This window comes from Escherichia sp. WS1368, assembly GCF_046487485.1.
Taxonomy (GTDB): Bacteria; Pseudomonadota; Gammaproteobacteria; order Enterobacterales; family Enterobacteriaceae; genus Escherichia; species Escherichia coli.
Map to the genome: position 1 here is coordinate 1 of NZ_JBJQJI010000011.1, position 21,148 is coordinate 21,148.

Sequence of the window (21,148 nt, forward strand, 5' to 3'; positions counted from 1 at the left end):
GCCGTGACTCTTTTCACTCATTGCGTAACTGTCATGCTCTGGATTATTTAATTCTTTCAGCGGAAATTTTTCCTCGAAGGCTTTATTTAGCCGCCCCTGGTTTCCTTTTACCGCGAATAAATAATCACCTCCCTGTTTTTGTATCTTCTCTGCAATATCTTTCTGGCAACCCATCGCATCAGTTGTGATGATTTTTCCTTTAATATCCAGCATGTTAAGAAGTTCTGGGATAGCTGTAATCTCATTGGATTTCTCATCCGTCCTGATCTGTCCGATGACCAGACTGTGCATTGTTGAGAACGCACTAATGACATGAATCGCTCCCCTGCGGCGACTCTTGTCATAAGAGTGCCGGAGCGTTTTTCCATCAATTGCAATGACGTCTTTATCATCTGAAGAATGGCAGTCACGCATCCAGTTAATAAAGCACTCGTGAAATTTTGCAGGACTGATACAGGATACAACTCTGGCAATGGTATCGTGAACAGGAATACCATTTTCAAAATCACCATATTGCTTCAAAAAATCGAGATGTGTTTCCCCAAAATCCTCTATATCTTCCCAATCTTCCGCACCAGAAATAACGGCACAAATAGTCAACAATAGAATATCCGATAATTTATGTTCCACTTTCCAGGCTTGTCTGTAATCGGGAATAATAGAAATATGTTCCATCAATTTTTTAAGTTCCATTTTGTTCTCCTTAATTATGTAAGGAGTATTTGATCATGTATAAGCAATAAAAAACAGCTTCAGGTAATGAGGAATATCTCAATTTTTAAACATAAAATGTGAATTATTTAGTACAAAAAGTGTACTTCTGATGATCTTTCCCTGTATACATCCGGTCTGCGGGGCTGTGTGCCAGGCGGTCATCGTCGGTATCGCCGGTCACCTGGTGGCGCAGACGCATTCCCGGAAAGGCGTCATAAAAGAAGCGGCAGCTCAGGGCATCACGGTCGAACAGCACCAGGTAATCATCGCGGCGGCGCAGGATGTACTGGGCGTGATACGGGTTACTGGTTTCGATATTGGCTAACATCCGCTGTTTTATTAATGCGATAGCTAAAATCAGGATGGAAATAGTGATGTATATCACTATTTCCATGATCTTGCCTTGCGTTCATCCAGGCAGGAATATCCCTGTTAGCAGCCTCTGTGCGATGTACGCCAGCGGTCTGTAAAGAAACCGATTACCTTATAACAAAACCTCTAACGTAGTTTATAATACATCAGGAATATTAATAAAACCTTCTGGGTCAGATATCTCAATAAATATCATATCAGGCTCAAAAGTTTCAGGGACTTTTAATTTCGCTGAAATTAACCAACCTTGCTTAGAACCAATACTAATAGATTTATAGCTGTAATTGGCATGTAGACTATTTTTAATATAAGGAATTTCCCTTAACTCTAACTCACGCCGAGCCAAGTCAAGAGCCATTTCGATAGTTATTTTGTTATGTTTTATCAATTTATTAGTCCCATCATGAATTTTTCTCTCAATCCCTCAACATATTTTATGGCATGAGCTATTTCCGCCTCATTGAATAAATTTTTACTTTTTAATATTTCATTTAGAACGTGTTCCTCCCTAGATAAACGTCCTAGTGCTTCGTATGCTTCTCGTCCAACTTTCGCAAATTGCTTAGCATGAATCACTTCATGATACACCTCATATAAGGTAGCATTTTTCCTAAGATAAATATTGCGAAGGCCATAATCAAAAGCTGCCCTAGCATTTGGTGGCAAATATTTATCTGCTTTCCTTATTACTTTAATTCCTAGCTTCTCCATTTCTTTAGCAATATTGTTTATTTGACTACGTGATAAACGAACCCCATCCAGGAAACCCGTATGCCCACTAACACGACGACCATCGCCAATATAGTCCATCAAACTGCTGATTTTAGAACTTGCAGCCAATCCCAGCGGATCAACCCACCCACACGGATTTGGCACATACCGGTAAGTCTGCTCACCCCCCAGCAACCCCAGCGGATCACTCACCAGGTACATCCCGGTTTCCGGCTCGTAATACCGGAACCGGTTATAGCACAGCCCGGATTCTGCATCCTGCCACTGTCCCGCATACAGCAGGCCGGGGTCGGCTTCCGGGTCCAGTTCCCCGCGCGGGTCCGGGTAGCCGGTGTCTGCGGGCAGGCTGAGTGCCAGCCCCCACAGGCTGGTCTGTCCCGGTCGCCAGACGGTTTTACCTTCACTGTTAAAGAGCATCAGCGGACGGCCCGTCAGGTCGCTCACCGCATGATTCGTCCGTGTCACCCACTGCGGGGCCACCGACGGATGCGCCTGCCGTACCCGGCTGAACTGCTGGCTTATCAGCTCAAAGCCGTTAAACACCAGGTGCCGTACGCTGTACAGTTTATCATCGCGGTATTCCCGGATTTCCGCAATACTGTCGCCGTCCCACAGATACGTGAAGCGGATTTTCTTCCGGTCGCAGCGTTTCTCTGTTCGTCTGCCGCTGGCGTCGTGGCGGTATTCCCACTGCTCACCCTGTGCGCTGCAATACCCGGTCAGCTGGTCACGGCTGTCCCACCGGAACCGCTCTGTTTCCGGGCGATAGCCGTCACGGTGTCTGGTGCGGCTGACCATCCGGCCTGCGGCGTCATAGTCATACTGCGTGTTTCCGGCCTGTTTCAGCCGGTGGCCTCCGGCATACTGGTCAGTCTCTTCACTTATCCGGTGCCAGCCCGCAGACTGCGCCTTCAGGTAGCCGCAGCTGTCATAGCCATAGGACTCATCGCCTTCGCCATAGCCCAGCCCGGTGCCTGAGGCTGTCACCGCCGTGACCTGGCCGTTCCGGTCCAGCCGGTATTCCCGCCGTGTTTCCCGTCCGTAATCTTCCCGGCTGGTGACGCCTGACACATTACCCGCGCTGTCGTAACGGTACTCCCGTACCCGTGAGGGGAGCAGCCCGCCCCATGTGGCTTCTGCCGGGAAAAGTCCGGCGCGCTGACTGACAGGCTGACCGGCTGCATTCCAGCCCTGTTCACAGGCAAAACCCCGGTTACTGTGCCGGAGCACTTCACGTCCTGCCTCATCACGGCTGAACGTCAGCGTCTCATCCCCCGGCAGAATGACCTCCGTCAGTTCTCCGGCGGCGTTGTAGCGGTACGTGGTTTTCAGCAGGGATTCACCGGGGTGTCTGTCGCGTTCATCTTCCGGTGGCAGGATACAGCGGATGACGGTGTGTTCGTCGGGGTAGTGGTATTCAATGGCCCGTCGGCCCTGAGTGGTGACATTCACCCGCCCGCGTTCGTCATAGCCGGTGCGCTGTGATGTGCCGTCCGGGCTGAAGATACCCGTCAGCCTGCCGGATTTGTCATAGGCATACTGCGTTTTGCCTTCCGGCGTGATGACTTCTGCCAGGCGGCCTGCGGCGTCCCGGCTGTAGAGGATGGTTTCCTCCAGGCCGTTGACCCTGGCGGTACACAGGCCATCGGCGTCATAGCGGTAACGCCAGACCACGCCGCCCCAGTCATGCTCTTCCGTCACCCGGCCGCAGTTATCCAGAACATAAAGATATGACTCACCCTGCGGGTTAATGACTTCTGTCAGTTGCAGCGTGTCTTTATCGTAGCGGTACTGCCAGCGGTGGCCTTCACCGTCCGTTCGCGCCACCGGCAAATCAAACGGGCCGTATTCCATTGTCCAGACAACACCGTTACCGTCCGTCCAGGCCAGCAGGTTGCCGTGGCGGTCGTAGCGGAATCCTTCCGCGCCGGTGCCAGTGCGCTCAAGGCCACTCAGTTTATGGTGCTGCTGCCACTGTAAGCGCACTGACTGACCGCCGGGGCCGCGCATCTTCACCGGCAGGTCGTGACCACTGTATTCGGTGTGGTGTTCGCGGCCCATCACGTCGGTGAGTGTTTCCGGCCGGTTGTGGTGGTCGTACTCTATGCCCAGACGCCGTTCATCCTGGCGGAATATAACCCTTATTTAGTTAGGTTCGAGTATTCCTGCTCGTCTTAACTCTCTAAATCCTTCGAGAATTGGCTGATAATATTTTTTTGCTTTGCCTAATGGTGTAACTAATACCTGGTCATCTTCATCTGATTCTAAAAAGAGCTCCAGCAGTAAATAAACAAACGGGTATTGTCCTTTAAATTCTGCATTTAGTACATCCATAGAGTTGAAACGTTTCCTCGTTACAACAAATTGAGTCTCACTATCTCGTCTAATTAATTTTGCTGGGATACCTTTGCAGGAGAAACTTAAAAACTTCGCCTGTGATATATCCATCGCCCAATCTATCTGAGAATAAAATCTCGTTCTCATCATCTCAATATGTCTTTGATGGCTATCATAGTCACGCACATAATCTTTTTTATTTATTTTTATTGCCCCAAGCTTTCCTTTTAATGTTACATGATGAAACATAGTGGAATAAATAAGAAAAATATCACCGGTCCTAAAATTCTCAACAGTTACATCTTTTAAAAAAGCTGGGCCACTTACACAATTAAGAGCAGTGCAATCTTTAATGAGAATGTTTTCAAAGCGAGGAGGTAAATCACTATTATCATTTAGTTTTCTGCTAAGTATGCTACAGCTTTGAAAAAGACATTTTTCAAAGCGTAAACTATTAAAAACCCCACCTTCGTCTATATGTATAGAATTGAACTCTTCATTCTCAAGAACTTTTGTCATATTTAGTTACCATTAGTTTGCTTTAGAAAGATAATCCATATACGACATCATATACCAAGTAACCAATATCATTATAGGGAGTATACACACCAGCTTTAGTATATCTGTCTATATGCGCTTGGAGTGCTTTATTTGTTGTAACGTCGAACACGCCTTTACCTTTAGTGGTGAAGTCAGGGCTCGATATAAACTGTCCATTAGCCCCCTTGGCCTGACCAGTATGTTCAACAAGTTTGCTTAATCGGGAATTGTCACTAACTAACTGTGCAACCCTACGTTCAACAGCCTTACCAAAACTGGCTGCATATAAATTAGTTCCATTTTTTAAATGTGCATAGCTCCCCGCCGACATCAGATCTTCAGCGAGTCTGGGGTTAGCGATAATATCAGCAACAGCCTTGTCAGTTAATTTTTGCAATGTCTTCTGCATTCTGGGGCAAAATGCTAATCCCAGCGGATCAACATACCCACACGGATTCGGCACATACCGGTAAGTCTGCTCACCCCCCAGCAACCCCAGCGGATCACTCACCAGGTACATCCCTGTTTCCGGCTCGTAATACCGGAACCGGTTATAGCACAGCCCGGATTCCGCATCCTGCCACTGTCCTGCATACAGCAGGCCGGGGTCGGCTTCCGCGTCCAGTTCCCCGCGCGGGTCCGGGTAGCCGGTGTCTGCGGGCAGGCTGAGTGCCAGCCCCCACAGGCTGGTCTGCCCCGGTCGCCAGACGGTTTTACCTTCACTGTTAAAGAGCATCAGCGGACGGCCCGTCAGGTCGCTCACCGCATGATTCGTCCGCGTCACCCACTGCGGGGCCACGGACGGATGCGGCTGCCGTACCCGGCTGCACTGCTGGCTTATCAGCTCAAAGCCGTTAAACACCAGGTGCCGTACGCTGTACAGTTTATCATCGCGGTATTCCCGGATTTCCGCAATACTGTCGCCGTCCCACAGGTACGTGATGCGGATTTTCTTCCGGTCGCAGCGTTTTTCCGTCCGTCTGCCGCTGGCGTCGTGGCGGTATTCCCACTGTTCACCCTGTGCGCTGCAATACCCGGTCAGCTGGTCACGGCTGTCCCACCGGAACCGCTCTGTTTCCGGGCGGTAGCCGTCACGGTGTTTTATGCGGCTGACCATCCGGCCTGCGGCGTCATAGTCATACTGCGTGTTTCCGGCCTGTTTCAGCCGGTGGCCTCCGGCATACTGGTCAGTCTCTTCACTTATCCGGTGCCAGCCCGCAGACTGCGCCTTCAGGTAGCCGCAGCTGTCATAGCCATAGGACTCATCGCCTTCGCCATAGCCCAGCCCGGTGCCTGAGGCTGTCACCGCCGTGACCTGGCCGTTCCGGTCCAGCCGGTACTCCCGGCGAGTTTCCCGTCCGTAATCTTCCCGGCTGGTGACAGCCGACACATTGCCCGCGCTGTCGTAACGGTACTCCCGCACCAGTGAGGGGAGCAGTCCGCCCCATGTGGCTTCCGCCGGGAAAAGTCCGGCGCGCTGGCTGGTAAGCTGACCGGCTGCATTCCAGCCCTGCTCACAGGCAAAACCCCGGTTACTGTGCCGGAGCACTTCACGTCCTGCCTCATCACGGCTGAACGTCAGCGTCTCATCCTCCGGCAGGATGACCTCTGCCAGTTCTCCGGCTGCGTTGTAGCGGTACGTGGTTTTCAGCAGGGATTCACCGGGGTGTCTGTCGCGTTCATCTTCCGGTGGCAGGATACAGCGGATGACGGTGTGTTCATCGGGGTAGTGGTATTCAATGGCCCGTCGGCCCTGAGTGGTGACATTCACCCGCCCGCGTTCGTCATAGCCGGTGCGCTGTGATGTGCCGTCCGGGCTGAAGATACCCGTCAGCCTGCCGGATTTGTCATACGCATACTGCGTTTTGCCTTCCGGCGTGATGACTTCTGCCAGGCGGCCTGCGGCGTCCCGGCTGTAGAGGATGGTTTCCTCCAGACCGTTAACCCTGGCGGTACACAGGCCATCGGCATCATAACGGTAACGCCAGACCACGCCGCCCCAGTCACGCTCTTCCGTCACCCGGCCGCAGTTATCCAGAACATAAAGATATGACTCACCCTGCGGGTTGATGACTTCTGTCAGTTGCAGCGTGTCTTTATCGTAGCGGTACTGCCAGCGGTGGCCTTCACCGTCCGTTCGCGCCACCGGCAAATCAAACGGGCCGTACTCCATTGTCCAGACAACACCGTTACCGTCCGTGTACGCCAGCAGGTTGCCGTGACGGTCGTAGCGGAATCCTTCCGCGCCGGTGCCAGTGCGCTCAAGGCCGCTCAGTTTATGGTGCTGCTGCCACTGCAACCTCACTGACTGACCGCCGGGGCCGCGCATCTTCACCGGCAGGTCGTGACCACTGTATTCGGTGTGGTGTTCGCGGCCCATCACGTCGGTGAGTGTTTCCGGCCGGTTGTGGTGGTCGTACTCTATGCCCAGACGCCGTTCATCCTGGCGGAATATTCCCGACAGCAGCCCCTGAGCGGTGTATGCCAGCCGGGTCTCTTCGCCCTGTGGCGACACCAGACTTACCGGCAGGCCGCGTTCATCACACTGCTGTGTCCACGTCTGCCCGGCAGGGTCGGTGATGTTGCTGAGCAGGCCGCGCTCATCATAGCGGTACTGCCACTCCGCGCCGTCTGCCGCCGTGTAACGGCTTAACTGACCGTGTGCGGCGTTGTATTCAAATTTCTCCACCCGCCCGGCAGGGGAGTGACGGGCCAGCAGGTGATGGAATTCATCCCATTCATACATGGTGGTGCTGCCGTCCGGCGCTGCTTCCCGCAGAATATTGCCGTCAGGATCATAGTAATAACGGTGAATGCCCTTGCCGTCCGTCACGGTGGTGCAGCCGTCACCATAGTCCAGCGTGGCGTTGTAATAGCCCTCCGCCCCGGTGACATTCACGCACCGGCCCTGTTCATCGTAGGTGAAACGGCTCCACGTCTGGTCGTTATCGGACCAGCGGATGATCCGGTCCGCAGCGTCGTACTCATAAAACAGGTGGTAGTCCAGCCGCGCATCCGCTTCTGTCAGCCGCCCCCGCGCATCCTGTTCGTAGGTCGCCAGCGTCTGTATGCCGTTATCCGTGCGGTGAATGGCTTTCAGGTAGCCGCTGGCGTGGTACGTCAGTTTAAGCCGGATCCCGTCGGTGTGACTGACACCTGTGATCCGGTACTGGCTGTCGCGCTCAAACGTGATGCGGTTGCTGGCGGTGTCGCTCATCCCGCCCAGCATGTACATCCGGTCATTGGGGCTGTGTGCCAGGCGGTCATCGCTGGTATCGTCAGTCACCGGGTGGCGCAGACGCATTCCCGGAAAGGCGTCATAAAAGAAGCGGCTGCTCAGTGCATCCCTGTCGAACAGCTCCAGATAATCATCGCGGCGGCGCAGAATGTACTGGGCGTGATACGGGTTAACCGCCGTATCACTGTCACCGTCGAAGGCGAAGTTCAGCGTGGCTCCCTGGCTGATGATATCCACCCGGTTTCCCTGTTCACGCACCCAGGCGTATTCGCTCCAGGAGTCGCTCCAGCCCACGCCGGTCAGGCCATGCAGCGGCAGTACAGAACTGTGGAAACGGGTGAAGGAGAGGGGGAGGGTCTGGCCCAGCGTAAAGTCGGTACGTTCGTCGCAGTACGCGCCGGTTACCGGATCGACAGGATCTGTTACCCATCTGATGACTTTATTGGCAATACTTTTTAACGACTTACCTGTTTTTCCCAGCAACGCGCCGAGCTTTGCCCCCAGCAGCTTCCCGCTTTTCCCCAGCAGGTTCCCCAGTTTGCCGAGTCTCGCCAGATTCTTCAGTTTTCCCAGCAGTCCCGCTGGCGGCAGAAGATAGCTGGCTATCGTTATTCCCCCCAGGATCATTCTCTGCCACGGCGGGAACTCTGGCTGGATATCCAGATAGGTCACCTGTTCACCGCCAATAAAGACGTCCGGCGAACCTTCCACGATTGCCGCGCTGCACTCCAGTTTGTCGCCCTTGCGCGCGGCGGGCTGATTGTTGATAAAGACGTTGCTGCTGCCCTGGGCTATCCTCGGTGGTTTGTTCTCCTTGTCGCAGAGCGCCGTGTCCTCACCGGCTTCCGGGAAATCCACATCTTTTTTGATTTCGCCACGCCCGCCCACCATGGTGGCAAACTCCATTAATACCGGACCGGCGGGAAACAGAAGCGATGCGCCGGCGCTGACGCGATCCATAAAACCGGCATTGCTGTCCGTCAGGGTGATAACAGCGTTCCCCCAGGCCTTCGCCAGTGGTACTGCTTTTTCCGCTGCCGATTCAAGCAGGTCAGTGGCAATATCACCCCATGAGGGTTCCCCCTGTGGGATTTCAGGTATTGCTCCAGGTGGGGGAGGAGGGGGAAGGGTGACGGCGGCCCTGGCAGCGGGCTTTCCGTTAATGTTTACATTTTCAGAACCGGTATTGATGGCGCCGTCCGTGTCACAAAAGCTGTTTATCCATGATTCAAGCTGGTTCTGTTTCTCCTCCACATAATCACTCGCCTTATAGCTGGCATACATCAGCGCAGGCACCAGAACCAGCGCATAAGGGCCGGTGGCACAGGCGGCCATAATCAGGCAACCTTCTGCGATGGTCACTATCGCCCCCAGCACGGCCCCTGCCAGCGCCCCCAAAAAACTCTTGTGCTGAATTTCATCGCCCAGCCTGGCGGCGGGGGGGCCGGACTTTTTTGATGCCAGCATCTGTGCAATGGCTTTGTCGTTGGCTGCCCGTTTCATCTGGCTGGCGACCATCGCCTGCTGTGACAGCATTCGCATTGCCAGCGTACCGCCTGCGGTCGCTCCCTGTGGCCCGCCTGGTCCTTCACTCATGTGTTATCCCTCGTTTATGTCAGCGCGGCTGGTCCTTTTGGATGTCATTCTCCGGTGGCAACGGGGTGAAGCTCTTTATCACCTCCAGCAGCATCGTCTTTTGACTGTTCTTCAGGGATAAGGAGGTGCTGAAAGTGAAGGTCAGCAGCGTATCTCCACGCCGCTGGAATACGGCTATCTGGCTAATCCGCCCCTGATTCCCCTCATCTTCCGGACCGTTCCAGGAATAATCCAGCAGCCAGGCCGGGGCCTCTGCCAGAGTGATTTCCCGGCAGGCATGTTCGGTGTACCCATCAAGTTTGCCCTGGTACAGCGCCAGCGTTTCCTGGTACAGCTCTGGTGTCAGGGTTCCCTGTGGAACGGCTTCGCGGGTAATGACCAGGTTGATGCCACTGTTATCTGTGGACACCAGGACCTGCATTGACTGATCCTGCCATTGAGACGGCAGTTGAATGTGGCCTTCATTAAAAGTGAACTGCATAAAATACTCCCTGATAATCTGAGTGAATCAGTTGATGAAAACAGAACCGCCCACGATGGTGATGCCATCCTTCGACAGCCTGATTACCGTCGATTCCCCGACCTGTAGCTGAATGCCATCCGGCGTCAGCGCAATTTTGCTTTCCTCCACGGCCAGCAAAATTTCCTTAATCGCCGTATAAGCCTGTATACCGTCGCCTTCGCCACCATTGTTTACAGCGTCAACATGCACCGAACCGGCAATCGTGCCTCTGTCCTGAAAGACATCCTCAGATAAAGACCCTTTCAGTACTCCGGTGATCTTGTGGCCTTTTTCCACCGTAAGAAGGCGGTTACCTTCCTGGATCGTGACCGTCTGGTCATTTTTTACGGTTTCGTGGTGATCGTGTTTTACGGTGGTGGTACGGTCGTTGAGCACTTCGGTATCCATGTTCTTCTGCGCGTGGATGTAGACCTGTTCTCTCCCTGTCGCATCATCAAACTTCAGCTCATTAAATCCGCTGCCCATGTACGTTTTGGAGCGGATGGTCATCTGCGTCTTTGTTCCCGGCAGGCTGCCGGGGGTGCGGTTTTCCTGGTGGTAGGTGCGCCCCATAATGATCGGCTGGTCCGGATCGCCGTTGAGGAAGTCTACAATCACCTCCTGACCCACACGCGGTATCGCCAGGTGGCCAAAACCGGTGCCTGCCCACGCCTGTGCCACACGGATCCAGCACGAACTGTCCTGGTTTGACGGGTTATAGCGGTCCCAGTTGAACTTCACCCGCACGCGACCATGTTCGTCGCAGAAGATTTCCTCGCCTGCCGGTCCTGTCACGACAGCGCTCTGCGGGCCGTCGACCAGCGGTTTCAGCAACGGCTGTGGTCGCCATGTTCTGTCTGCCGGGATCACCGCAAAATGGTTCTCCAGCGCCGTCCCCGCTCCCTGCCGTCCTGGCACCGCCTGTGGCTGTTCGCCGTGCAGTTCACTTGCCACCACCTGCCATTCCCGGTTCAGGTTCGCCTGCGGATGCCCCGTCAGCACAATTCGTCGTCCCGGCCATATCTCCGGCGAGCGACTCATTCCCCGCGCGGTTTCTGCATTGTTTCGCCAGCCGTCCATCTGCCAGCGGGCAAAGTTCTGCCCGTGGGCACCCTTGAAACGTCCGGGGTAGTCATACACTTCATACTGCGTGCGCTGGTAGTCCTGGTGCTGGCCTTCCTGTTCAAAACGTCCGGCCCAGCCGGGGCGTTTAAAGGTGTAGTCTTTGGTCACCACGGAAGAAGGGCGGATTTGTGCGCTGTAGCGGAACTGGCTGATGCAGAGGGTGCTCACCTCGGTACGGGTGTTCGGGTTCCATGGGATTTCAAAAGATTCGGGCAGATGGCGGACTGTGTCGCACAGCACCAGGCTCTGGTCGGTACTTTTGTAAGCATGCTCCTCATAAAAGAAGATGCCTTCCTCCGCCGCCATCCGGCACAGGAAATCGTAATCAGTCTCACCGTACTGGACACAAAACTCACGGGAAGGATGCGGCTCGCTGAACAGCGGACTCCATTCGGTCACCCCGTTTTCCTGCAACATCGTGCCGAGGATGCTTTTGATGTCCTCGTTCTGGAAGATACGGAAGTTCTGGCGCAGACCGGCACGCCACAGCGGCGGGTGCACCTTCATGCTGTACAGCATCTGGTTTTTGTCGTTCTCCCCGAGTTCAAACCAGGTCACCACGCCTTTCACCCGGCGCTGTACGTCATCGCCCTGCCATACCGTCAGGTAGGCCATTTTGTCCAGCACCTGCGCAAATTCAAGGGAGAGAAACTGCTGGCTGACCAGGGAGAGATCGAGGGAAAAGAGCGAAGAGAGTGACTGGTTCAGATGAAAGGAAACCACCGCAAAAGCATCCGGCGGCAGGCCGTCCACTTCCAGTGTGAAACGTAATCCGGTTGACATAGCAACCTCCAGTAAAATGAATAATGATCCGTACCGTACAACTGCGGATAATGTGATAAGCGGGACGACTTCAGACGTTATTAGGGAAGGAACAGAAAATGCTATGGTTATGTGAGAATTTTGTTTAAATATTACTTTACAGAAACGGGTGTCTGTTCAGTCAAAAAAATAATCACAAGCTCAACCTCTTGTTTCTTGGCGTTATTCAGGACAGGTACGCATATCACAACGAGTAACAAAAACGCAAAGTTAAACCAATATTCATAATATATTTTTATTCACAGCAATAAATAATCCAATTAACATTATTAAAATGAATGATTGCATAAGAAATATATGCTACCGCTCCACCCTGATAACATGATCTGCACATTGCACATCTTAACGTTGTTAAATACTGGCTCAATAGTGGATATTTTAAATTAGGAATTTATCAAATTCACTTGATAAATAGATTGAGTGAATAATATAACAATTAATGATGATTAATCGCGATTAAATTATTCATTGCTTTATATGATAGATGGCTTGTTTATAACGATGAAAATTTAGAAAGGGCATTGTGATCTACAATTGGAAGAAACACAGATTTAACTAAGTTTCATATACAAACATCTCGTGAAACTTTGAAAAATAAAAGCCTTCGATATTTCATATGTTTAATAAGTTTTTCTCTAATTTGTTGATCAACAATACCAGGAGGTGATGCACCACGCCCTGAATTTGAACTTAATAATCACTCTCTCTCCGGCAGCATAATCACAAACCTTGTCCCCCGAGCATCTGACGTTACTGCAACCGTGCCTTTATGCGCGACAACAATCGATTTCACTATCGCCAGCCCAATACCGCTACCTTCGCCTTTTCGCTGGCGGGAGGGGTCAACGCGGTAGAAACGGTCAAACAATCGCGGTAAGTGCTCGGGCGCAATGGGCGTACCGGGGTTTTCGACGGAAACTTGCACCTGGTGATCGACCGTCTGGCAGCGCACTACAATCGCCTCTCCGGGCGGCGTATAACGCAGGGCGTTCGAAAGCAGGTTGCTTAACGCCCGACGCAGCATCAGCGGATCGCCCGCAACCTGACACTCGTCACCAACAAACCGCAGTTCCACGCCGCGATCTTCCGCTAGCGCCTCGAAAAAATCGAACACTTTGCCGATTTCATCCGCCAGGTTGAGCATTTTCTTTTCGGGGATTAGCTGGTTGTTATCGGCCTGGGCGAGAAACAGCATATCGCTGACCATTTTCGCCATTCGCGTCAGCTCTTCGAGATTAGAGTAGAGCACATCTTCCAGCTCCTTCTGGCTGCGTGACTGGCTGAGGGCGATTTCGGTTTGCGTTATGAGATTCGTAATTGGTGTACGAATTTCGTGAGCGATATCCGCTGAGAAATTGGACTGGCGAGTAAAGACATCCTCAATACGCTCGATCATATGGTTGAACGACAGTACCAGCTGTTCCAGCTCAATCGGCACGGTCTGCGGGTCAAGGCGAACGTCGAGATCTTTCGAGGTAATGTTCTGGATTTGACGGCTGACGCTGCGGATCGGTGCGTGACCTTTATGTACCGCCAACAGCACGATAAAGACGATCAGGATGCTGATGATCGATGCGGTCATAATAAGTTTATTCATCAAATCATTTATGTAATGAAGATGAAAATCGATCGAAAGCGCGATGTAGAGCGTATAAATCGGTTTGCCGTCCACCAACGGGCCAACCGGCAAGTTAATCATCCGCCAGTTGCTGTGTTCCATATGCCCGTGACCGTGGCCCGGCATCATAATCGTCGGGCCGGAAAGGAGATACACCTCGCCGCCCCGCGTGTCTTTATCGGGTATGGCGTCACGCGTAAACTCGCGGATATCCGGCGCACCGGGGGAGTGATACACCGTTTTACCCTGGCTATCTGCCAGGGAAATCAACACATTGGAATAACCACTGACGATATCTTCCAGCGTCATTAAGCGTCGGGCTTGTGTCTCTTCGGGATGATCAAGAACGCGCTTGAGTGTGGCGCTAATCTCTTTTAAATCATTAATATCCTGCTCAGCAAAATGCACTTTTACCGAGTGAATCATGATCCAGGCAAAGGCGAAAAACGCCGCGATGGTGGCCAGGCTGATAAAAAAGGTCAGGCGGGTTGCCAGCGAAAACGGGCGCTGAAATGGCTTACTGACCATCCGGCACCTCAAGCATGTAACCCACGCCGCGCACGGTTTGAATCAGCTTCGGCTCAAAGTCGTTGTCGATTTTGCCGCGCAGCCGCTTCACTGCCACATCAATGGCGTTGGTATCGCTGTCGAAATTCATGTCCCACACCTGCGAGGCGATAAGCGAGCGGGGCAGCACTTCGCCTTGATGGCGGAGGAAAAACTCCAGCAAAGTAAATTCTTTACTGGTCAACGTGATGCGCGTGCCGCTACGGGTGACTTTGCGGCTGACGAGATCGACCATCAAATCGGCAACCTGAAACTGACTTTCGATAATTACCGCCGCCCCGCGCCGCAGTAGAGTGCGCACCCGCGCCAGCAGTTCAGCAAAAGCGAACGGCTTCACCAGGTAGTCATCCGCCCCCAACTCCAGCCCCTTGACGCGATGTTCAATGGTACCAAGCGCGGTAAGCAACAGAATCGGCATCCCTTTATTGGCGGAGCGCAACATGCGCACGATATCCCAGCCGTTCACGTCCGGCAGCATAATATCGAGGATTATCAGGTCATAATCACCGGTCATCGCCAGATGGTAGCCATTCAGCCCATTGTCGGCCAAATCGACCACAAAACCGGCTTCGGTTAACCCTTTGGTCAAGTATTCTCCGGTTTTCTTTTCATCTTCGACAATCAACAGTTTCATATTTCCTCCGCATGTTGCCCGGGCAATTCTAGAGTAGCGGGATCAGATGGCAATCGCTTATTGGCAAAATGACAATTTTGTCATTTTCCTGTCACCGGAAAATCAGAGCCTGGCGAGTAAAGTTGGCGGCATAAAATCACCAGAAATTATGAGCCTATGTCTCCTTGTAAACTTCTGCCATTTTGTGTGGCCCTTGCGCTAACCGGTTGTTCACTGGCACCGGATTATCAGCGCCCGGCAATGCCCGTGCCGCAGCAGTTCTCACTCAACCAGAACGGCCTGGTTAACGCAGCAGATAACTACCAGAACGCGGGCTGGCGCACCTTTTTTGTTGATAATCAGGTGAAGACGCTGATTAGCGAGGCGCTGGTGAATAACCGGGATTTGCGCATGGCGACGCTGAAAGTGCAGGAAGCGCGGGCGCAATATCGTCTGACCGATGCCGACCGCTACCCACAGCTCAATGGCGAGGGCAGCGGCAGCTGGAGCGGCAATCTTAAAGGCGATTCAGCCACGACGCGGGAGTTCTCGACTGGCCTTAACGCCAGCTTTGATCTCGATTTTTTCGGTCGCTTAAAGAACGTGAGCGAAGCCGAGCGACAAAATTATTTAGCCACTGAGGAAGCCCAGCGCGCGGTGCATATTCTGCTGGTTTCTAATGTCGCGCAAAGCTATTTCAATCAGCAGCTGGCGTATGCGCAATTGCAAATAGCCGAAGAAACGCTGCGTAATTATCAGCAGTCATATGCGTTTGTCGAAAAACAACTGTTGACCGGTAGCAGCAATGTTCTGGCGCTGGAACAGGCTCGCGGGGTGATTGAAAGTACCCGCAGCGACATCGCTAAACGTCAGGGGGAACTGGCGCAGGCGAATAATGCATTGCAACTATTATTGGGAAGCTACGGCAAGCTGCCGCAAGCGCAGACAGTAAACAGCGACAGCCTGCAAAGCGTTAAATTACCGGCGGGCTTGTCGTCGCAAATCTTATTGCAGCGCCCGGATATTATGGAAGCTGAACACGCGTTAATGGCGGCTAATGCCAATATTGGGGCCGCACGCGCGGCATTTTTCCCATCTATAAGCCTGACCAGCGGAATATCAACCGCCAGCAGCGATCTGTCGTCATTATTTAACGCCAGCAGCGGGATGTGGAATTTTATTCCTAAAATTGAGATCCCCATTTTTAATGCCGGACGCAACCAGGCCAATCTGGATATCGCCGAAATTCGCCAGCAGCAGTCGGTAGTGAATTATGAACAGAAAATCCAGAACGCCTTTAAAGAAGTGGCAGATGCGCTGGCATTACGTCAAAGCCTGAACGATCAAATCAGCGCCCAGCAGCGTTATCTGGCGTCGCTGCAAATTACTTTGCAACGGGCGCGGGCATTATATCAGCACGGCGCAGTCAGTTATCTGGAAGTGCTGGATGCCGAGCGTTCTTTATTTGCAACCCGACAAACCTTACTTGACCTGAATTATGCCCGTCAGGTCAACGAAATTTCTTTATATACCGCACTTGGTGGCGGTTGGCAGCAATAATTTTTAACTCCAGGAGAGAATAAATGAAAAAAGCACTGCAAGTCGCAATGTTCAGTCTGTTTACCGTGATTGGCTTTAATGCCCAGGCTAACGAACATCATCATGAAACCATGAGCGAGGCACAACCACAGGTCATTAGCGCCACTGGGGTGGTAAAAACCATTGATCTGGAAAGCAAAAAAATCACCATCCACCACGATCCAATTACCGCGGTGAACTGGCCGGAGATGACCATGCGCTTTACCATCACTCCGCAGACGAAAATGAGTGAAATTAAAACTGGCGACAAAGTGGCGTTTAATTTTGTCCAGCAGGGCAACCTTTCTTTATTACAGGATATTAAAGTCAGCCAGTAACCCAGGTTTAATGAGATGAAAAAAATCGCGCTTATTATCGGCAGCATGATCGCGGGCGGTATTATTTCTGCGGCAGGTTTTACCTGGTTTGACCGGGCTGAACCGCCCGCAGAAAAAACGTCGACCGCAGAACGTAAAATCTTATTCTGGTACGACCCGATGTATCCCAATACGCGGTTCGATAAACCAGGTAAATCGCCGTTTATGGATATGGATCTGGTGCCGAAATATGCCGATGAAGAGAGTTCTGCGTCTGGTGTGCGCATTGACCCGACTCAGACGCAGAATCTGGGGGTGAAAACGGCTACCGTCACGCGCGGACCGCTGACTTTTGCCCAGAGTTTCCCGGCGAATGTCAGTTACAACGAGTATCAGTATGCCATTGTGCAGGCTCGCGCTGCCGGGTTTATCGACAAGGTGTATCCGCTTACCGTGGGCGATAAAGTACAAAAGGGCACACCGCTTCTCGACCTGACCATTCCCGACTGGGTGGAAGCGCAGAGTGAGTATTTACTGCTGCGCGAAACCGGCGGTACGGCGACCCAGACTGAAGGCATTCTTGAGCGGCTGAGACTGGCGGGAATGCCGGAGGCGGATATTCGCCGCCTGATCGCCACGCAAAAAATACAGACTCGCTTTACGCTCAAAGCGCCCATTGATGGCGTGATCACCGCGTTTGATCTGCGCGCGGGAATGAATATCGCCAAAGATAACGTGGTCGCGAAAATTCAGGGTATGGACCCGGTGTGGGTCACTGCTGCGATCCCGGAGTCCATCGCCTGGCTGGTGAAAGATGCCTCGCAGTTTACGCTCACCGTTCCGGCGCGACCTGATAAAACACTCACCATCCGCAAATGGACGCTACTACCTGGCGTGGATGCCGCGACCCGCACGTTGCAGCTGCGTCTGGAAGTCGACAACGCCGACGAGGCGCTAAAACCGGGAATGAACGCCTGGTTGCAACTCAACACCGCCAGCGAACCGATGCTGCTCATTCCGTCACAGGCGCTGATTGATACCGGCAACGAACAGCGGGTGATTACCGTTGATGCCGACGGGCGCTTTGTACCGAAACGCGTTGCCGTTTTCCAGGCATCGCAAGGCGTCACCGCGTTACGCTCTGGTCTGGCGGAAGGTGAAAAGGTGGTTTCCAGCGGCCTGTTCCTGATTGATTCCGAAGCCAATATTTCTGGCGCACTGGAGCGGATGCGCTCTGAAAGTGCTACCCATGCACATTGAGGGAATAACCAATGATTGAATGGATTATTCGTCGCTCGGTGGCGAACCGTTTTCTGGTGCTGATGGGCGCGTTATTTCTGAGTATCTGGGGCACCTGGACCATCATTAATACGCCAGTGGATGCGCTGCCGGATCTCTCCGATGTGCAGGTGATTATTAAAACCAGCTATCCCGGTCAGGCACCGCAAATCGTTGAAAATCAGGTGACTTATCCGCTAACCACCACCATGTTGTCGGTGCCTGGCGCGAAGACTGTGCGCGGTTTTTCGCAGTTTGGCGACTCTTATGTGTATGTCATTTTCGAAGATGGCACCGATCCGTACTGGGCGCGCTCGCGGGTGCTGGAGTACCTCAACCAGGTACAGGGTAAGCTGCCTGCGGGAGTCAGCGCCGAGTTGGGGCCAGATGCCACGGGTGTTGGCTGGATCTATGAATATGCACTGGTGGATCGCAGCGGTAAGCACGATCTGGCCGATTTACGCTCATTGCAGGACTGGTTTCTCAAATATGAGCTGAAAACCATTCCTGACGTTGCGGAAGTGGCGTCGGTAGGCGGTGTGGTGAAAGAGTATCAGGTGGTTATCGATCCTCAGCGCCTGGCGCAATATGGCATCAGTCTCGCCGAAGTAAAAAGCGCGCTGGATGCTTCAAACCAGGAAGCGGGCGGTTCGTCGATCGAACTGGCGGAAGCGGAATATATGGTGCGAGCCAGCGGCTATCTGCAAACGCTCGACGACTTTAATCACATCGTTTTAAAAGCCAGTGAAAATGGCGTGCCCGTTTATCTGCGTGATGTTGCGAAGGTCCAGATTGGCCCGGAAATGCGCCGGGGCATTGCCGAACTGAACGGCGAAGGCGAAGTGGCGGGCGGGGTGGTGATCCTGCGCTCCGGCAAAAACGCCCGAGAAGTGATCGCCGCCGTGAAAGACAAACTGGAAACGCTGAAAAGTAGTCTGCCGGAAGGCGTGGAGATAGTTACAACATACGATCGCAGCCAGCTCATTGACCGCGCCATCGACAACCTCAGCGGCAAGTTGCTGGAAGAGTTTATTGTGGTGGCGGTAGTCTGTGCGCTGTTTCTCTGGCATGTGCGCTCGGCGCTGGTGGCGATTATTTCGTTGCCGCTGGGGTTGTGTATTGCTTTTATTGTCATGCACTTTCAGGGACTGAACGCCAATATTATGTCGCTGGGCGGTATTGCTATTGCCGTCGGGGCGATGGTCGATGCCGCTATCGTCATGATCGAGAATGCGCATAAACGGCTGGAAGAGTGGCAGCACCAGCATCCTGACGCCACGCTGGATAATAAAACGCGCTGGCAGGTGATCACCGATGCATCTGTTGAAGTGGGGCCGGCGCTGTTTATCAGTCTGCTGATTATCACGTTGTCGTTTATCCCGATCTTCACCCTGGAAGGGCAGGAAGGGCGTCTGTTTGGCCCGCTGGCGTTCACCAAAACGTATGCGATGGCGGGTGCGGCGCTGCTGGCGATCGTAGTGATCCCTATCCTGATGGGCTACTGGATCCGTGGCAAAATTCCGCCGGAAAGCAGTAACCCGCTCAATCGCTTTTTGATTCGTGTTTATCATCCGCTGTTGCTGAAAGTACTGCACTGGCCGAAAACCACGCTGCTGGTGGCAGCGCTTTCGGTGCTGACGGTTCTCTGGCCGCTCAATAAAGTTGGCGGGGAGTTTTTACCGCAGATCAATGAAGGTGACTTGTTGTATATGCCATCGACGCTGCCGGGGATTTCCGCAGCAGAGGCGGCGATTATGCTGCAAAAAACCGACAAGCTGATTATGAGCGTACCTGAAGTGGCGCGGGTATTTGGCAAAACCGGCAAAGCGGAAACCGCCACCGATTCTGCTCCGCTGGAGATGGTAGAAACGACCATCCAGCTTAAGCCACAAGAGCAGTGGCGGCCAGGCATGACGATGGACAAAATCATCGAGGAACTGGATAACACCGTGCGGCTGCCGGGGCTGGCGAATCTGTGGGTGCCGCCAATTCGTAACCGTATCGATATGCTCTCGACTGGCATTAAAAGCCCCATCGGCATTAAAGTTTCCGGTACTGTGCTGGCGGATATCGACGCGATGGCTGAGCAAATTGAAGAAGTGGCACGAACGGTGCCAGGCGTAGCTTCTGCGCTTGCTGAGCGTCTGGAAGGTGGGCGCTATATCAACGTTGAGATTAACCGTGAAAAAGCCGCGCGTTACGGTATGACGGTGGCGGATGTGCAATTGTTTGTGACTTCTGCGGTGGGCGGGGCGATGGTTGGCGAAACGGTGGAAGGGATTGCCCGTTATCCAATTAATCTGCGTTATCCGCAAAGCTGGCGCGATAGTCCGCAGGCGCTGCGCCAGTTGCCGATCCTGACGCCGATGAAGCAGCAAATCACCCTGGCAGACGTGGCCGACGTTAAAGTCTCTACCGGACCGTCGATGCTGAAAACCGAGAATGCGCGCCCGACGAGCTGGATTTATATCGATGCCCGCGATCGTGACATGGTGTCGGTGGTTCACGATCTGCAAAAAGCGATAGCTGAAAAAGTACAGTTAAAACCGGGCACCAGCGTGGCATTCTCCGGGCAGTTCGAGCTACTGGAACGCGCCAACCATAAGCTGAAACTCATGGTGCCGATGACGCTGATGATCATCTTCGTGCTGTTATATCTGGCGTTCCGTCGGGTGGGCGAAGCGTTGCTGATTATCAGCAGCGTACCGTTTGCGCTGGTGGGCGGCATCTGGTTGCTGTGGTGGATGGGCTTTCATCTTTCCGTGGCGACGGGCACCGGTTTTATTGCCCTCGCCGGGGTTGCCGCCGAATTTGGCGTGGTGATGCTGATGTATTTACGTCACGCCATAGAGGCCGAGCCGTCGTTGAATAATCCGCAAACATTCAGCGAGCAGAAGCTGGATGAGGCGTTGTATCACGGCGCGGTCCTGCGCGTGCGCCCGAAAGCGATGACGGTGGCGGTGATTATCGCTGGTCTGCTGCCGATTCTGTGGGGAACGGGAGCAGGTTCAGAGGTGATGAGCCGGATTGCCGCGCCGATGATTGGCGGCATGATCACCGCGCCTTTGCTATCGCTGTTTATTATCCCGGCGGCATATAAGCTGATGTGGCTGCACCGACATCGGGTACGGAAATAAAAGCAGGATACCCGGTTTAACCGTGTGGATTGTGTCTTGCGACGATGGGCACTAAATGTTAA

At 53.1% G+C, this 21,148-nt stretch carries 12 protein-coding genes and 2 pseudogenes; 4 read left to right on the forward strand and 10 right to left on the reverse strand.

Translation table 11 applies throughout. The features are described 5' to 3' along the window. From ACJHYD_RS17430 to cusR, 10 genes and pseudogenes are all read right to left on the reverse strand, one after another. Nucleotides 1-693 (reverse strand): ISAs1 family transposase (locus tag ACJHYD_RS17430; RefSeq protein WP_390526459.1); only part of this gene is annotated, 693 nt, incomplete at its 3' end. A gap of 145 nt (nucleotides 694-838) precedes the next feature. Further along, a pseudogene (locus ACJHYD_RS17435) lies at nucleotides 839-1,018 on the reverse strand (hypothetical protein); the annotation flags it as partial. Between the two features lie 204 nt (nucleotides 1,019-1,222). Then, a complete protein-coding gene (locus tag ACJHYD_RS17440) occupies nucleotides 1,223-1,432 on the reverse strand; it encodes a hypothetical protein (protein WP_001299578.1) in 210 nt (69 codons plus the stop codon). 38 nt (nucleotides 1,433-1,470) lie between these two features. Next, nucleotides 1,471-3,954 (reverse strand): annotated as a pseudogene (locus ACJHYD_RS17445) (zincin-like metallopeptidase toxin domain-containing protein); the annotation flags it as partial. Nucleotides 3,955-3,963: 9 nt separating this feature from the next. Next, complete coding sequence (locus ACJHYD_RS17450) at nucleotides 3,964-4,674, reverse strand: hypothetical protein (RefSeq protein ID WP_001550770.1); 711 nt, start codon at nucleotides 4,672-4,674, stop codon at nucleotides 3,964-3,966. A gap of 22 nt (nucleotides 4,675-4,696) precedes the next feature. Next, nucleotides 4,697-9,529, reverse strand: coding sequence for an RHS repeat-associated core domain-containing protein (locus ACJHYD_RS17455; RefSeq protein ID WP_061089646.1), 4,833 nt, complete (start codon nucleotides 9,527-9,529; stop codon nucleotides 4,697-4,699). A 19-nt stretch (nucleotides 9,530-9,548) separates the two neighbouring features. Further along, entirely contained in the window at nucleotides 9,549-10,010 is a 462-nt protein-coding gene (locus ACJHYD_RS17460; RefSeq protein ID WP_001160804.1) for a DcrB-related protein, read from the reverse strand. Nucleotides 10,011-10,037: 27 nt separating this feature from the next. Then, nucleotides 10,038-11,939, reverse strand: a complete 1,902-nt coding sequence (locus ACJHYD_RS17465; RefSeq protein WP_001550773.1) for a type VI secretion system tip protein VgrG — start codon at nucleotides 11,937-11,939, stop codon at nucleotides 10,038-10,040. Nucleotides 11,940-12,675: 736 nt separating this feature from the next. Then, complete coding sequence (cusS, locus tag ACJHYD_RS17470) at nucleotides 12,676-14,124, reverse strand: Cu(+)/Ag(+) sensor histidine kinase (protein ID WP_220412323.1); 1,449 nt, start codon at nucleotides 14,122-14,124, stop codon at nucleotides 12,676-12,678. Beyond that, nucleotides 14,114-14,797, reverse strand: coding sequence for a copper response regulator transcription factor CusR (cusR, locus tag ACJHYD_RS17475; RefSeq protein WP_000770953.1), 684 nt, complete (start codon nucleotides 14,795-14,797; stop codon nucleotides 14,114-14,116). The genes cusS and cusR overlap by 11 nt, the downstream gene beginning before the upstream one ends. A 156-nt stretch (nucleotides 14,798-14,953) precedes the next feature. On the opposite strand from cusR, the gene cusC reads away from it, so the two are divergent. From cusC to cusA, 4 genes are read left to right on the forward strand one after another with little or no spacing between them, the layout of a single operon-like run. Further along, nucleotides 14,954-16,336, forward strand: coding sequence for a Cu(+)/Ag(+) efflux RND transporter outer membrane channel CusC (gene cusC, locus ACJHYD_RS17480; protein ID WP_001550775.1), 1,383 nt, complete (start codon nucleotides 14,954-14,956; stop codon nucleotides 16,334-16,336). Nucleotides 16,337-16,359: 23 nt separating this feature from the next. Next, a complete protein-coding gene (gene cusF / locus ACJHYD_RS17485) occupies nucleotides 16,360-16,692 on the forward strand; it encodes a Cu(+)/Ag(+) efflux RND transporter periplasmic metallochaperone CusF (protein ID WP_000709877.1) in 333 nt (110 codons plus the stop codon). A gap of 15 nt (nucleotides 16,693-16,707) precedes the next feature. Further along, nucleotides 16,708-17,931: a Cu(+)/Ag(+) efflux RND transporter periplasmic adaptor subunit CusB gene (cusB, locus tag ACJHYD_RS17490; protein ID WP_000717148.1), complete on the forward strand. Its 1,224-nt coding sequence runs from the start codon at nucleotides 16,708-16,710 to the stop codon at nucleotides 17,929-17,931. Nucleotides 17,932-17,942: 11 nt separating this feature from the next. Continuing rightward, on the forward strand, nucleotides 17,943-21,086 hold the full coding sequence (cusA, locus tag ACJHYD_RS17495; protein WP_001550776.1) for a Cu(+)/Ag(+) efflux RND transporter permease subunit CusA: 3,144 nt from the start codon (nucleotides 17,943-17,945) through the stop codon (nucleotides 21,084-21,086). Nucleotides 21,087-21,148 lie beyond the last annotated feature (62 nt).